Genomic DNA, 15,163 nt, shown 5'->3' with positions numbered 1-15,163 from the left:
CGGCCGCTCCCTCGTGTCACCGGTGGGACACCGTCAGCCATGGCCGCAACGACCGTGCGACGAAGCCCGCCCCTGTCACCGTGGAGGTGGCCCGAAGGCCCGCGCCGCTCAGGGCAGGGCGTCCGTGGCTGCGGTGGTGCGCGGCCAGTGAAGCGTCGGCGACCCGTGGACCGGGAGGCGTCGGCGACCGCTTCGATGATGGGGCGCCTGCCCCCCGGCAGGCGCCCCGGTCCTCACCCCACCGTCACGCCCGCTCCCGGCCAGGACCCTCGATCATCGCGGCGAGCACCGACTGCCAGTCCTCGCCCGGGCGTTCGGCCAGGGAGGCGGCCAGTCGGTCGGACCGGTAGTGCCAGCGGTGGTCGAGGTCCGGATGCACCCGGTCGACGAGGCTGATCTCGCTGTCGCCCCCGAGTCGCCGGCTCAGCTCGGCCGCCAGGTCCGCCCACCCGACGTGGCCGCTCACCGCGTTCGCCGTGCCGTGGACCGGTGTGTCCAGGCACTCGGTCACCGCGCGGGCCAGCGCGGACGCGTGGACCCAGGGCGCGCCGTACCAGTCGTGGCCCCCGGCGCCGGGGCCGGGCACCTGGATCGGGTCTCCGGCGAGTGCCGCCTGGTAGAGCATTCCGGTGGCTCCCCAGCGCAGTTGGTCACGCAGGCGGTCGTGCGGGCCCCACACGATCGGCGAGCGGACCACGCTCGCGCCGCCGCGGCCCTCGGTGCCGGCGGCGCGCAACAGCAGCTGTTCGCAGTCGACTTTCGCCTGGCCGTACGCGCTCAGCGGTTGCTGCGAGGCCGCGTCCTCGGCCACCTGCCGGTCCGCGGGCTGCCCGTAGGCGTCCACGCTGCTGACGAACACGAACGGTCCGCGGCTCCAGGCCTCGACCATCGCCTCCATCGCGGCCACGTCCACCTCGGGACGGGTGAAGGTGCACGCGGCGTGGATCACCGCATCGGCGCTCTCCACCGCGGCGCGCAGGCCCTCCAGGTCGGTCAGATCGCCCTCGACGACCTCGACACCCTCGCCGGCGACCAGGTGCGCGGACTCGGGCCGGGCCAGGGCGAGCACGGGCCGTCCCCGCGCGGCCAGTTCACGCAGGACGAAGGCGCCGACACCGCCGGTACCGCCCGTCACCAGCACCGTGCCCTCCCGGACCCGACGCCTGCCGGCCGCCGGCGCGGCGGTGGCGACGACGGCCGCCCGCTCGCTCTCCCGCTCGTCCAGCAGCGCGGCCAGCGCTCGCGGCGTCCGGCACTGCATCACATCGAGCCCGGTCACCGGCAGCCTGAGCCCGGTACGCAGCCGCTCGGCCAGTTGCACGGCGACCAGCGAGTGCCCACCGAGGACGAAGAAGTCGTCGTCCGGCGCCGGAACGCGGCCCAGGAGTTCGGCGAAGGCCGCAGTCACCGCGTGCGCACGGGGCCCCTGCGGCACGGGTGCCGCGGCCGCGCCGGGCAGGCGCGCCGTGTCCAGCGAGCCGTCCGCGGTCCGCGGCATCGCGTCCAGCAGTGTCACCACGGCAGGAACACTCTCCCGCGGCAGGGCCGCACGGAGGTGTGAGCGCAGTTGCGCGGGGGAGGGGCCACCGGTTTCCCTGAGCACCGCGTAGGCGATCAGCGGGCCGGCGGCCGGTAGGGGTACGGCGGCGTCGGCGATCCGGGCGTCCGCGCGCAGATGGGCCTCGGCCGGATGACAGTCGTCTGCCACGATCGTGCGCGGACCACCGCCGAGCCGCGTGAGCGTCAGACCCGGTTCGGCCGCGACCGCCGACAGCAGGGCGCGGAAGTCGTCCGCCAGCCGCTCTCCCGCGGCGGGATCCAGCGCCGACTGTCCGAACTGGACGATGCAGGCCGGGGAGTCGGAGTCCACGAGCCCGAACGACAGGTCGAACTTCGCCTCGCCGAGCCCGATGTCGACCGGCTCGGCGACCGTCCCGGGCAGCCGGAGCGCGGTGGGCTCCCGCAGGACGTCGGCGGACACCCGTACCAGTGCCGTACCGTCGGCGCCCCGCGCGCCGGCACCGAGCCGCTCCAGGATCAGGTCGAACGGCACGTCCCGGTGCTGCTGTGCCTCCAGCAGCGCGTCCCGTACGCGCGCGACGAGCGTCCCGAAGTCCGGGTCGCCGGAGAGGCTCACCCGGATCGGAAGCGTGTTGACGCACAGTCCGACGAGGTTCCGCATGGCCGCGCCTTCGCGGTGGGTGCCGGCGCAGCCGATGACCAGGTCGTCCTCGCCGGTCAGCCGGTGCAGTGCCGCGAACGAGGCGGCGAGGGCGACGGTGAACAGGGTCGCCCGGTGCTGTCGGCCGATCTCGCGCAGCGCCGGCAGGACGTGGGCGTCCAGGGCCGTGGTCCGGGCGACGGCGGCCCGCCCGCCAGGGACGTGCGCGGGCCGGGGCAGCCGTACGGGTGTCGCTCCCGCGAGGCGGCGCACCCAGTGGTCCAGGCCCTCGCCGAGACGCTCGGCCGCCACGTGTTCCCGGCGGGTGAAGTCCGCGTACTGCGGCGGGTCGGGCCGTGTGTGCGGGCGTTTGTCCACTGCCTCGGCGTACAGCTGGGACAGCTCGTCGGCGACGGTCTCCAGCGAACCGCCGTCGATGGAGATGTGATGGAACGTCAGCATCACGGTGTGGTCCTGCGGGCCGTGCCGTACCACGAGGGCGCGTGGCAGCGGACCGGCGGACAGGTCGAACGGACGGCGGGCTTCCTCGGTGAGGACAGGGAGGCCGTCGCCGTCGCTCTCCACCACGACGACCTCCATCGCGTCGGGCGCGGCGAGCACCTCCTGGTAGGCCTCGTCGCCCTGCTGCCCGTAACGGGTGCGCAGGATGTGGTGACGGCGGACGAGCCCGGTGAGCGCTACGGCCAGCGCGTCGACGTCGAGCGGACCGCGCAGCCGGGTGGCGAACGGCACGCTGTACAGCGAACCGCCCTGGCCGAGACGGTCCATCAGCCACATACGCCGCTGGGCGTGCGAGAGCGGCGCGGGTGACGGCTCGCGGACCGCGGAGGGCGCGGGAGCGGCCGGGCGGCTGCCGGCGCGGGCACGTGCCCGGCGCAGCAGCTCCTCCTGGAGCGCGGCGGAACTCGGCGTCATGTCAGTGGCCATGGGTGTCGTCCTCGGACGTGTCGGGGTGGAGGTCGCTGTGGTCGGCCAGCAGCGCGCGTTCCACCAGCGCTGCGTGTCCGGCCACCGTGGGCGCGGCGAAGAAGTCGGGCAGGGACAGCTTCACCCCGAGCTCCTCGCGCAGATCGTCGGTGACGACGAGAGCCAGCAGCGAGTGCCCGCCGAGGGCGAGGAAGTCGGCGTCCGGCCGGTTCACCTCGCAGCCGAGGCTGCGGCTCCACACCTCGGCGACCGCCTGCTGCAACGGGCTCAGCGGCTCGATCGTGCCGCCGTCGGCGGGAGCGCTGTGCAGAGCGGTGAGGGCGCGGCGGTCCACCTTGCCGGAGACGGTCAGCGGCAGCCGCTCCACGAAGCTCAGTTCGTCGGGGACCAGATGGGCGGGCAGCCGCTCGGCGAGGCGGGTCCTCAGCGTCTCGGCACCGGGCACCGGGCCGGGCGCGGCGACGACGAAGGCGGCCAGGCGTGCGTCGTCCTCGGCCGGTCGGCGCACGGTCACCGAGGCGTCGTCCACCTCCGGCTGTGCACGCAGGATGTGCTCGATCTCGCCGGGCTCGATACGGAATCCGCGGACCTTGACCTGGTCGTCGGCGCGGCCGTGGAAGTCCAGCAGTCCGTCCGGACGGGCCGAGACCACGTCGCCGGTGCGGTAGAGCCGTCCCAGGGACGCATGGTCCACGAACCGCTCCGCCGTCAGCTCCGGGCGCCCGGCGTATCCGCTCGCCAACCGGCTGCCGCCGATCCACAGTTCGCCGTGCTCGCCGGCTGCGACCGGCTGCCCGTCCGCGTCCAGGACATGGGTGACCGCACCCGCGATCGGGCGGCCGATGGGCACCGGGCCGTCGCAGTCCGCGTCCGTCACCCGGTGGGCCGTGGCGAACGTCGTGGTCTCGGTCGGGCCGTAGCCGTTGACCAACTCCAGCCAGGGGAAGGCGCGCAGCACCGCGCGGGCGTGCTGGGAGGACATCGCCTCGCCGCCCACCACGACCGTACGGAGTTGCGAGAACAGGCGCGAACGCCGCGCTGCCAGCTGGTGGAACAGCGCCGTGGTGAAGAACGCCACGCTCACACCGTGCCGTTCCACCTGCTGCGCCAGGTCCTCGAAGGAGGGCCGCTCGACGGTGCACACCACGACCGCCGCGCCGTTGGCCAGCGCCGACCACACCTCGAACGTCGAGGCGTCGAAGGTGGCGGGGGAGTGGAACAGCACCCGGTCGCGTGCCGTGACGGTCACATACGCAGGGGCGGTGACCAGACCCGCGATACCGCCGTGGGTGACGGTGACGCCCTTGGGCAGTCCGGTGGATCCGGAGGTGAACAGGACGAGCGCCGCCGCGTGCGGGGCGTGAGAGGCGAGGGCCGACTCCTCGCCCGTCAGCAGCGGTTCGTCGGGCAGGGCAAGGGTGGGACCGGCCGTGTCGAGCGCTTCGAGCAGCTTGCTGTCGCCGACGGTCAAGGTCACCCCGGCATCCGCGAGCATGGCGTCCGTACGGGGGCGGGGGTGGGCCGGATCGAGCGGCACACAGGCCGCGCCGGCCCACCACAGGGCGAGTTGGGCGACCACGGTTCTGGCGGAGCGCGGCACGAGTAGGCCCACCCGGTCACCGGGTCTCACGTCGTGCGCGCGCAGATGGGCCGCCAGACAGCGCGCCGAGGTGACCAACTGCGCATACGTCAGCGTGGTGTCGCCGTCCATCACGGCCAGGGCGTGCGGGGTCTCCTCGGCGTGCCGCGCCACGAGCGCGGGCAGGCCCGCGGCGGAAGCGGCGGACACGGAGTCGGCGGACACGAGGTGTTCCTCCGGGGAGTTCGGGCCGTGGGCGTGGGTGCGGGCGTGAGTGAGGACGGTCGACATCTCAGACCACCGCCGTCGTGGCGGCGCGGCGCTTGTCCAGCACCGCGGCCACCGCTCGCAGGTCCGGCTGACGCAGCAGTTCCGGTGCGCGCAGACGGACGCCGGTCTCCTTCTCGATCGCGGCCAGCAGCCGGGACGCCACGAGGGAGGTGCCGCCGGCCGCGGCGAAGTCGTCGCCGAGACCGGCCCCGGGGGAGTCCAGGAGATCGCGCACCAGACGCAGGACGAGACGCTCGCTGTCCGTCGCGCCGTCGTCCGAACCGCCGTCGTCCGAGCCGTCGTCGGCGACGTGTCCGGCGGGCTCGGACGCCGTACACAGCAGCGCGGCCCGGTCGACCTTGCCGTTGGCGTCGAGGGGGAAGGCGTCCACGATGCGCACGGACGAGGGCACGGCCTGTTCGGGCAGCCAGGCACGCACCGCGCTCAGGAGCGCGTCCGGGGCAGGGGCGGCGGCGGTGGCGACGACGAAGGCCACCAGGCGGGCGGTCCCGTCGGCGGAACGGGGCGCGGTGACGACCGCCCTGCGTACCGCCGGGTCCTGCTCCAGCGCGGCCTCCACCTCGGCGGGCTCGATCCGCACGCCGCTGATCTTCACCTGGTCGTCGAGACGGCCCAGGAACTCCAGCGTCCCGTCGTCGAGCATGCGCACCCGGTCCCCGGTGCGGTACACGCGCCGTGTGCGCTCCGGGTCGATCCCCGCGGGCGGTGCGGTGAACCGGCGGGCCGTCAGCTCGGGGTCCAGATAGCCGAGCGCGAGGCAGTCACCGCCGATGCACAGCTCGCCCGCCGTGCCGCGAGGCGCGATGCGGCCCTCTTCATCGGTGACGAGGACCGTGGCGCCGGGGATCGGGGTGCCGATCGACGGCGGGGCCTCGTCCCGCACGTCGTCGTCGGAGCGCATGGCGTGCGTGGTGGTGACCACGGTGGCCTCGGCAGGGCCGTACGCGTTGTGCACGGTCGCCGTGACGTCCGCGCCCGGGCGCCGGCGCATCCGGTCGCCGCCGACGACGAGGTGGCGCAGCGGCAGGTCCTGCGGCCAGGGCCGGTTCAGCACCGGCTCGGCCATCGGCGTCGCCGCGACGGACACCGTCACGGCGGCGTCGCGCCACCACGACGTGAGCTCGGCGGGATCCCAGCGGACCGCGTCGGGCGCGGGCACCAGGGCGGCGCCGGATGTCAGTCCCGCCCACAGCTCCATGACATGCGGGTCGAAGGCGGCGCCGATCAGCAGGGACTGACGGTCCCCGGGAGCGAGTTCCGTCTCGGCGCGATACCAGTCCAGCAGAGCGGACAGTGCGGGCTCGGCGACGGCGACCGCCTTCGGCCGGCCGGTCGATCCGGAGGTCAGCACGGCGTAGAAGGACTCCGGCAGGGCGGGCCGCGCTCCCGCGGCGGGCGGGGCGAACGCCGCGACCGTGGTCGGTGCGGCGTTCGTTCCCTCATCGGGCAGCGGCAGAGTGATCCGCTCGTCCGCCCGGTGGCGTTCCGGCAGCAGTGCGGGATCGCCGATCAGACAGGCGACCTCGACGTCCTCGGTGACCGCCTGGATCCGGCGCTCGCCCGGACGCGGTCCCAGCGGAAGATAGACAGCGCCCATCCGCGCCAGAGCGATCGCCGTGACGACCAGTCCGGCGGAGCGGTCGAGGCAGACACCGACCAGATCGCCGGCGCGCACGCGCCCGGCCAGTGCGCGAACGGTCTCGTCGGCCGCCGCGTCCAGTTCCCGATAGCTCCAGGTGCGCGTCCCGTCGACCACCGCGGGTGCCTCGGGGCTGCGGCGCACCCACTCCTCGTACCGGGAGAACACCCCGGTCGCGGCGGAGGCGGGCAGGGGGCGCCCGTGCATGACGCTCGGTGCCGCCGCGGGGGCGTTCGTCAGCGGCGAGGCCGTGGCGGTGTCGGTCAGCATGTCGGTCATCAGGACTCCTTCGGTGCGGTCGCGGCGGCGGGGACGGGTACGGCCGTCGGGACGAGCGGCTCGAGGGCTCGGGCCTGGTCGGCGAGTACGGGGTTCTGGAAGAGCAGTCGCATCGGCGGCCGTGTGCCGATCCGCGGCTCCAGCCAGGCCGCGAGCTGGGCGGCCAGCAGCGAGTGACCTCCGGCCCGGAAGAAGTGGGTGGACTCGCGGAAGCGGTCGTGGCCGAGCACCTCGCGCCAGCCCTCCGCGAGCAGCGCGAGCGTCGGATCGGTGAACGCCGCCGGGCTCATGGCCGGCTCCGTGATCTCCTCTGCCGGTGCGACCTGCTCCAACCCGGCTGCCAGACGGGTCAGTTCCGTACGATGGGGCTTCCCGCCCGCGAGCGTGGGCATCGCGTCCAGTCGCGCCCAGCGGCCCGGGACGAGCGCGGCGGGCAGACGCCGGCCGAGTTCGACGTGCAGGGCCTGCTCGTCCCACGGTTCGTGCGGGTCGAGGCTCTCCACGAAGCCGACCAGCCGCGGTCCGCCGGAGGCCGACCGGTCCAGGACGACGGCGCAGGAGCGGCCGCCGAGTACGGCCGACGCTGCAGCCTCCACCTCCTCCAGTTCGATGCGGTAGCCGCGCAGCTTGATCTGGTGGTCGCGCCGGCCGAGGAAGTGCAGCAGACCGTCGCGGTCCCGGTAACCGAGGTCGCCGGTGAGGTAGACCCGCTCGCCGCCCAGTGCGTCGACGTGGACGAAGCGGGCGGCGGTGGCGTCCGGTTTGCCGACATAGCCTTCGGCCAGACCGGCGCCGGCGATGGCCAGTTCACCGACCGCACCGGACGGCAGGGGCCGCAGAGCCGAGTCCAGGACATGGATCCGCTCGCCGGGCAGCTCGGTGCCGAGAGGCACCTCCGCGCCCTTCACCAGCCCGTCGCGGGTGATCTCGTGCACCGTCGAGCTGATCGCGGCCTCGGTGACTCCGTAGACGTTGAGCACGGTGGCATCGGTGTCGGCCAGGAAGCCGTCCAGCGCGTCCGCCGGGATGCGCTCGCCGCCGAGGACCAGCAGTCGCGGCGACCAGCGTCGCTCGCGCAGCACGGGCCGCAACTCCTCCCGCACGGCGAGGAAGTAGCTGGTCGGCAGGTTGGCCACGGTGACGCGCGCGGCGGCGAGCAGTTCGGCGAGCTCGGTGCCGGTCGGCACCTCGCGGTCCGGTACGACGAGGCACGCGCCCGCGTACAGCGACGGCAGCACTTCCTCCAGCGCGACATCGAACGACGGCTGCGCGAACAGCAGCGCCCGGTCCCCGACCGTCAGGCCGAACCGCCGTGCGGCGCCCATCAGATGGTTCTCCAGGGCCGCCCGGCCCACGGCGACGGGCTTGGGTATGCCGGTCGAGCCGGAGGTGTGGATGATGTACGCCGCTCCCGGGACCACCTCGGCCGGGCGCGCGGCGGGGAACGAGTCCGCGTCGATGTCCGCGCTGGGAAGGTGCGCCGGCAGGGAGCTTCCCCCATCGGCGGTCGTGAGGACCAGGGCGGGTCCCAGCCGGTCGAGCAACAGCTCGAGCCGCGACGCCGGGTCGGACGGCGAGAGCGGGCAGTACACGGCTCCGGTCCGCAGACAGGCCAGCAGCGCCACGACGGACGCGGCGCCGCGCGGCAGGACGGCGGCGACCGGCTGTCCGGCAGTCACCCCGGCGGCGCGCATACGCCGGGCGAGGGAGGAGACCCGCTCATCGAGGTCGCCGTAGGTGAGCCGGCGCGCGCCGATCAGCAGGGCGGGCAGCGAGGCGTCGTGAGCGGCCGCCGGGTCGAGCGGGTCCGCGTCGTTCACGTCCGCAACTGCTGCCTCTTCCACGGAAGTTGCGGGCAGAGCGAGGTCGGCGAGGACCGTGGCGGGGGCGTCGAGGTAGGCGCGCAGCAGGTCCAGGAAGCGGTCCGCTAGCAGCGTGGCGACCTCCTCGCCGAACAGGTCCGCGTCGTAGTCCCAGACCAGGGTCATACCGGGCGCGCCGTGGCGGAGGCTGACGCCGCGCCGGTCGTCGGGGAGCAGCACCACATCGAGGTCGAAACGGGTGGTGCCGGTGTTGAACCCTTCGAACAGGGTGATGTCCAGACCCGGTACGTCGATCTCGGGCAGAGAGGCGTCGTGCGCGCTGAACATCACGCTGAACAGCGGGTTGTCGGCGCCGGAGGTGTGCATCCCGAGCGCACGGGTCAGCTCCTGGACGGGCACATCCTGATGCGGCAGAGCACGGATCAGGGTGTCGGTCACCTCGTCCATGGTGTCCTCGGCCGGAGCCCGCGGGTCCAGGCGGAGCCGCAGCGGGATCGTGTTGACGAACATGCCCACGGCGTCCTCGTATCCGCGGGGGCGGTTGCCCACCGCGGTGCCGACGACCATCTGGGAGCGGCCGCTGTGGCGGCGCAGAAGCTCCGCGAAGAGGCCGAGCAGGGTGGAGAACGGGGTGAGTCCCCGCTCGCGGGCGTGCCCGCGCAGCCGCTGGGCGAGGTCGGCGCCGATCGACTGCCTCAGCTGTCCGCCGTGGTGCCTGCGCCGTGCGCCGGGACGAGCGAGGCCCGGCAGCGGCATGTCGTGGGAGGCGTCGCGCAGTTCGTCGGCCCAGAAGGCGAGGCTCTGCTGCCGCTCCGCGGTCAGGGCGTCGTCGGTCCGGGCCCGTACATGGTCCGCGTACGACGACGCGGGAGGCAGGACGACGGGCTCACCGAGGACGCGGGCACGGTAGACCGTGAACACGTCGGCCAGCAGGATCGCGAACGAGTGACCGTCGTGGATCAGATGGTGCTCGACATGGATGAGCCGGTGCTGGTCGTCGGCGAGGCGGACCAGCGTCCAGCGCAGCAGCGGAGCCTCGAAGGTGTCGAGCGGGGTCTCGGCCTCGGTGCGCAGCAACTCGAGGAACGCGGCCTCGGGGTCGGCCTCACCGGTCAGATCCACGGTGTGCAGACGCGGCGCGCAGCTGTCGGCCACCTGCTGGCCGGGCATCGCGCCGGGCACGGCGACGAGTTCCAGACGGAGCCCGGGGTGACGTTCGAGGGCCGCGGCGAGGCCGTGGCGCAGTGCGTCGGTGTCCAGGGTTCCCCACAGGTCGAGTGAGGCGGTGAAGTTGTAGGCGCGGCTGCCGGGCTGCACTTGTTCGTGCAGCCAGACGATCTCCTGGGAGGAGGAGAGGGGAAGCATGGGCGATCCCTGAGGTTGTCGGGTCGGGTGATACGGATGCGGGCCGGGAACGGTTGCGCTCCCTGCCCGTAGGTCGTCGGCCGGTCCGCGGATCGCGCGGAGCTGCCGTGCCGGGCTGTGGTGTTGTGCTGTGGTCTCGCGCCGGCGGTGCGGTGCTGCTGCCGCCGCCGTCGAGGTCCGGGCAGATGGTTCAGAGGGTGGTGTCCGGTGCCGGCAGCGCCCGGCAGAAGGCGGTGAACCCGTCCTCGGCCGCTTCGTCGTCCAGCACCGAGCGGTCCCACACCATGCGGATGTGCAGTTCCGGCCCCTGCGTGAGCGACACGGCGAACGGCGCGCGCACCGGGCGTCCGTCGACGTGGACCTCGCGGCCGGGTACCCCGCCGAGGGTCAGCGGAGGACGCCGCCGGGCGTCGTCCACGGTCAGCAGTCCGTCCAGCCGTCCGGTCCACCGGGAGCCCGCCGACCGGGCGGCGTGCACCACCTCGTCGAACGGGGTGTCCGCCCGGTCCAGGTCGTCCCACCAGGCGGTGGCTGTCGCCTCCGACCCGCCGTTCTCCGGGAGTTGCGGCGCGTCGTGCGTTCGGGCGGGGAAGACGACGGTGTTGAGGAAGCAGCCCAGCACCTGAGCCGCGGCTGCCGGGCGCCCGCCCCACGGATACCCGACCGGCGGCACATGGCCGGGCCCGTACAAGGCACGAGCCGTCGCTCGGCAGGCGTCGAGCAGCGCGGGGAACGGTACGCCACCTGCCGGGGCACTACGCCGCAACTCGGCCGCCCCGGTGGGCAGTACGCCGGGCGCCGGGTCCCGGGGCCGGGGCAGAGGCGCGCGTTCGTGGACCGCACGCAGCCGGTCGCCCCAGTACTCCAGCGCGGCCGGTGCACCGCCGCGCTGCTCGGCGTCCAGCTGGAGCTGGACCGCCTCGCGGTACGCCGCCAGTTCCGCCTCGGCGTCGGCGGGTGCGAGGTCATTCGGCCCCAGTGCGTCGCGGTAGGTGTCGCCCAGGTCGTCGACGACGCGTGCCAGCGACTGACCGTCGCAGGCGATGTGGTCGAGCACGATGCCGAGGATCTCCTCGTCGGCCTGTTCGTCATCGGTCAGATACAGCCGCATCGGAGATCCGTCCGCACTCCACGCGGACACCGCCCGGCGCAGCGCGTCGGCCGAGGTCTCCTCCGGCACGGGCCGTACGCGCTCCACGGGGACGTCCGCCGCTTCGAGTCGCAGCGCCGGAGTGCCACGGATCACCTCGGGACGGGCACGCAGCACCGGGTGACGGGCCGCCAGGTGGTTCGCCGCCTCCCTCAGCCGCACCGGGTCCACGGTGCCGCGGGGGAAGGCGAAGAACATCGGGACGGTGTCCGGCCGTCCGGCGGGGTCCATGGCCCGCACCAGGACGAAGCGCCGCTGCGCCCCGGTGACGGGCAGCAGTCCGGCCCCCGTGTCGGCGTCGGCGATACGTCGGAAGCGGGCCAGGTACTGGCCGGTGATGCTGGTGTGCACGTGATCCTCTCGGGCGTGGACGCGCGCGCGACCCACCCGATGACGCTCGGGTGGGACGGCGGCGACAAGTGGTGGGCGCGGGCAACGGGGTGAGCGTCAGGCGACGGTGACGGGTTCGGCACCGCTGCCGTGGCCGCTCGCGCCAGGGTCGTCCACGTCCTCGGGCGGAGCCGGCAGATCGCGCATCCGGCGCAGGGGGGAGCAGAGCAGCGGAATCGGTACGAGGAGGAATCCGAGGGCGCAGACCCACAGCGCGGCGCGCGCGCCGAACGAGCCCGCGACGGCACCGCCCACCACGGCGCCGAGCGGGAGGGTGCCCCACACGAGGAAGCGCAGGGTGGCGTTCATACGGCCGAGAAGCCGGGGCGGGCAGAGTGTCTGCCGGAAGCTGACCTGGGCGACGTTGTAGACGACCGCACCGAAGGAGACGACACCCGAGCCGACGGCGAACAGCACTGCGGAGGCGCCGTGGCCGGACAGCGGCCACAGCAGCGCGAACGGACCGGTCGCCAGCGCGGAGAGCCAGATGATGCGGGCCTGGCCGAGGCGGCCGGCCAGGGCGCCCGCAGTGATCGCGCCGAGGAGTCCGCCCGCGGCGGACACGGAGAGCATCAGTCCGACGGAGGCGGGCTCCAGACCCACCACCCGCACCAGGAACACGGTCTGAGTGGCCATCAGTATCGCCGTGAAGAAGTTGCCGAGACCGGTGGTGGCGGCGATGACCCGCAACAGGGGGTGGCCGAGCACGAAACGCAGGCCCTCTCCGATGTCCGCGCGCAAGGAGGCCCCCGGCACGGGCTCGGGCCGGGGCTCCGGCGGCCGCTTCATGGCCATCAGGAAGAGTGCGGACACGGCGTAGCCGATCGCGTCGGCCACGATCGCCAGATGCGCGCCCACCAGCTGGACGAGCCCGCCACCGAGCCCCGGCCCCGCGACCTGGGCCGACGAGCGGACGGTCTCCAGGGCTCCGTTGCCCGCCATGAGCTGTTCCTTGGGGAGCAGTTGGGGCAGATAGCTCTGGTGGGCCACGTCGAAGAACACCGTCGCCGCTCCGGTGACCAGCGCCACGACGTACAGCTGCGCCATCGTCAGGACGTCGGCCACGGCCGCCAGCGGCACACTGGCCATGGCGGCGGCGCGCACCACATCGGCCCGGATCATCAGCGGCAGCTTGCGCATCCGGTCGACCCAGGCGCCCGCGGGCAGCCCGATCAACAGAAACGCGGCTGTCTCGGCCGCGGTGAGCAGCCCCACCTCGAACGCCGGCGCCTTGAGCACGAGAACGGCCACCAACGGCAGCGCGACTAGGGTGACGTGAGCGCCGACCTGTCCGGCGGCCGCGCCGGCGAGCAGGAGACGGAAGTCGCGCATACCCAGCAGACCGCTGGAGGCGACGGGGGGTGAGGGGGCCATGCGGCAGACCTTCACCGCCAGGCCGATCACCCGTCAAAACGGAAACGTCACTTTCGGTCGATTCTTTGTCACTTCCTTCACCGGAACGGCAAATTCTTCGCCAGATGAGGGGAACGCCCGGATGAATGCATCACATGAGGGTGCCTGGGCGGGACGATCGCTGCCCGGAACGTATGGCCGATCCCGGGTGGATCCGGCCCAGGGCACGACGAATCGCACCTCTGACCGAAAATAGCCGTCCGCTCACACTCGGTGTTCGACAACGGAGTGACAGGCGCTATAGGCGTGACGGTCGTGCATGGTGCCGCGCAGGAGGCGGCCCGGTCGGTCGGCCGGCGCGGCACTCACGTCTCGTCAGCACCCACGAAGCCCGCAACGACCCAGGACGAGGAGCCCGGCCGCTCCGACGGGTAGTCGCTGTGCGTAGCGGGGGGTGTAAATCCGTACCCCGGCCGGCCCGGTACGGCGATCATGGGGCGGGACACCGACACGCAACTCCGAAGGAACCGCCCGCCATGCCCGTGCCTGCCGACCCGACGGTCCTCCATCCGATGCCCGAACAGCCGCGGGTGGTGCTGCTCAAGCCACTGGTGAAGTCCCCACTGATCGAGGTCGGGGAGTACTCCTACTACGACGACCCGGACGATCCGACAGCCTTCGAGACGCGCAATGTGCTCTACCACTACGGGCCGGAGAAGCTGATCATCGGCAAGTTCTGCGCGCTGGGCACGGGAGTGCGGTTCATCATGAACGGCGCCAACCACCGGATGGACGGCCCCTCGACGTTCCCCTTCCCCACCATGGGCGGGTCCTGGGCCGAGCACTTCGACCTGCTCACGGGTCTGCCGAACCGAGGGGACACCGTCGTCGGCAATGACGTCTGGTTCGGCAACAGCACGATGGTCATGCCCGGCGTGCACATCGGACACGGCGCGATCATCGCCTCCGGCGCCGTCGTCACGGGCGACGTGCCCGACTACGGCATCGTCGGCGGCAACCCGGCCCGCCTCATCCGCACCCGCTACGAAGAGCAGGACATCGCCCGGATGTTGGCGGTGGCCTGGTGGGACTGGCCCGCGGAGCACATCACCGAGCATGTGCGCACGATCATGTCGGGCAGCATCGCCGACCTGGAAGCCGCCGCCCCGGGCGCCCTGCACGGTTGACGCGCGTGCGGCCGTACGGTCCGGCTACGTCATGGCACGCTCGCCGGGTACGCGACCGTACACCGGCCCGGGGGGCATGGACACCGGCACCAGGCCGGCGGCCCCGCCCCGTCGACGGCGGCATCACCACGCTGCTCGACTTCTCCCCGACTCCCGGACCCGTGAGCCCTCCGAGGCGGCGATCGGGGCGCTGCCTCAGGAGTCCGCCAGCCACGCCATCAACCGGCCCTGCGACCAGCAGCGCCCGACGGCCTCGGCGCGCAGACCCGACCGTCGAACACCGCCAGGCCGATGATGCTGTGGCCGGAGGCACGGCGGTCCCCGAGCGTGGGGATCGTCGGCGCGACACCGACGCCCTCCGCCGACACCCACGCCACCGCCCGGCCGGACGCAGCCTCATCGAGCCGGTGCAGAAAGCGCAGGCGGCTCTCGAGCGAGAAGCGCGAGAGCGCCCAGGTGGTGGTGACAACAGGCAAGGCGTCTGCGGGCACACGCGCGAAGGCTTCAGACATCACCTCGACGGCGTCACCGCGCAGCAGCGACGGAGGGACTGTCACCGCCAACGCCGTCTCCGCTTCCAGCCTCGCGGCCTGCTCCGGCTGATCCGGCGCCAGACAGGCATGCAGCCATCGGGCCTCGTCCACGTCGGTGACATCGACCGGATCGAGGTCGATGCCGACCCTGGCGACGACCTGGGGCATCGCCCGCGCCGGGATGGGCCGGTCTCCCACGACCGAACACGGCATCTGCACGGGAGACGAGGGGTCGCCCAGCGACTGGCCGTTGCTGTAGCTGATGCCGCCGCAGCGTCGGAAGAAGCGGGAGTCCGGCTGCCCCGTAACACGCCGCCGGCCCGATGATGGGCTTGGGCGGACAGCCGGCCTGAGAGTTCATGTCGGATGATCCAGGTCCGTGACCAGCTCGACGAACCAGTCGTGAACGGTGTCGCTGCCCCAGCTCCTCAACGGCCGCCACCCGGCCCGGGAGGGACGCGACAC

At 73.2% G+C, this 15,163-nt stretch carries 8 protein-coding genes; 1 reads left to right on the top strand and 7 read right to left on the bottom strand.

Annotated elements, in window-relative coordinates; genetic code table 11:
• Nucleotides 1-244: 244 nt before the first annotated feature.
• The 6 genes from ABTX78_RS22040 to ABTX78_RS22015 form a co-directional block, all read right to left on the bottom strand.
• Nucleotides 245-3,109, bottom strand: coding sequence for a condensation domain-containing protein (locus ABTX78_RS22040; protein WP_352208484.1), 2,865 nt, complete (start codon nt 3,107-3,109; stop codon nt 245-247).
• Entirely contained in the window at nt 3,099-4,913 is a 1,815-nt protein-coding gene (locus ABTX78_RS22035) for an amino acid adenylation domain-containing protein (protein WP_352208483.1), read from the bottom strand. The genes ABTX78_RS22040 and ABTX78_RS22035 overlap by 11 nt, the downstream gene beginning before the upstream one ends.
• Before the next feature lie 67 nt (nt 4,914-4,980).
• On the bottom strand, nt 4,981-6,897 hold the full coding sequence (locus tag ABTX78_RS22030; RefSeq protein ID WP_352208482.1) for a non-ribosomal peptide synthetase: 1,917 nt from the start codon (nt 6,895-6,897) through the stop codon (nt 4,981-4,983).
• The gene (locus tag ABTX78_RS22025) at nt 6,897-10,085 is read right to left on the bottom strand and encodes a non-ribosomal peptide synthetase (RefSeq protein ID WP_352208481.1); all 3,189 of its coding nucleotides are present in this window, start codon (nt 10,083-10,085) and stop codon (nt 6,897-6,899) included. The genes ABTX78_RS22030 and ABTX78_RS22025 overlap by 1 nt, the downstream gene beginning before the upstream one ends.
• Before the next feature lie 190 nt (nt 10,086-10,275).
• Entirely contained in the window at nt 10,276-11,586 is a 1,311-nt protein-coding gene (locus ABTX78_RS22020; RefSeq protein ID WP_352208480.1) for a condensation domain-containing protein, read from the bottom strand.
• 96 nt (nt 11,587-11,682) lie between these two features.
• Nucleotides 11,683-12,999 carry an MFS transporter gene (locus tag ABTX78_RS22015; protein WP_352208479.1) on the bottom strand — a complete coding sequence of 439 codons (1,317 nt, stop codon included), beginning with the start codon at nt 12,997-12,999 and terminating at the stop codon, nt 11,683-11,685.
• A 515-nt stretch (nt 13,000-13,514) separates the two neighbouring features.
• Between ABTX78_RS22015 and ABTX78_RS22010 the strand changes: the two genes are divergently transcribed.
• The gene (locus tag ABTX78_RS22010) at nt 13,515-14,165 is read left to right on the top strand and encodes a CatB-related O-acetyltransferase (RefSeq protein ID WP_352208478.1); all 651 of its coding nucleotides are present in this window, start codon (nt 13,515-13,517) and stop codon (nt 14,163-14,165) included.
• A gap of 218 nt (nt 14,166-14,383) precedes the next feature.
• Here the strand turns inward: ABTX78_RS22010 and ABTX78_RS22005 are convergent, their stop codons facing one another.
• Nucleotides 14,384-14,962, bottom strand: a complete 579-nt coding sequence (locus ABTX78_RS22005) for a DUF2332 family protein (protein WP_352208576.1) — start codon at nt 14,960-14,962, stop codon at nt 14,384-14,386.
• Between the last annotated feature and the right edge of the window lie 201 nt (nt 14,963-15,163).

The organism is Streptomyces sp. NPDC096193 (genome assembly GCF_040302905.1).
Taxonomy (GTDB): Bacteria; Actinomycetota; Actinomycetes; order Streptomycetales; family Streptomycetaceae; genus Streptomyces.
Note: the sequence above shows the minus strand (reverse complement) of the source record. Positions and strands in the feature narration are given on the sequence as shown.

What these genes read in the sequence shown, in the direction of transcription:
- ABTX78_RS22025 (WP_352208481.1), bottom strand. Translation starts at nt 10,085, where the DNA reads ATGCTTCCCCTCTCCTCCTCCCAGGAGATCGTCTGGCTGCACGAACAA.
- ABTX78_RS22040 (WP_352208484.1), bottom strand. Translation starts at nt 3,109, where the DNA reads ATGGCCACTGACATGACGCCGAGTTCCGCCGCGCTCCAGGAGGAGCTG.
- ABTX78_RS22010 (WP_352208478.1), top strand. Translation starts at nt 13,515, where the DNA reads ATGCCCGTGCCTGCCGACCCGACGGTCCTCCATCCGATGCCCGAACAG.
- ABTX78_RS22030 (WP_352208482.1), bottom strand. Translation starts at nt 6,897, where the DNA reads ATGACCGACATGCTGACCGACACCGCCACGGCCTCGCCGCTGACGAAC.
- ABTX78_RS22015 (WP_352208479.1), bottom strand. Translation starts at nt 12,999, where the DNA reads ATGGCCCCCTCACCCCCCGTCGCCTCCAGCGGTCTGCTGGGTATGCGC.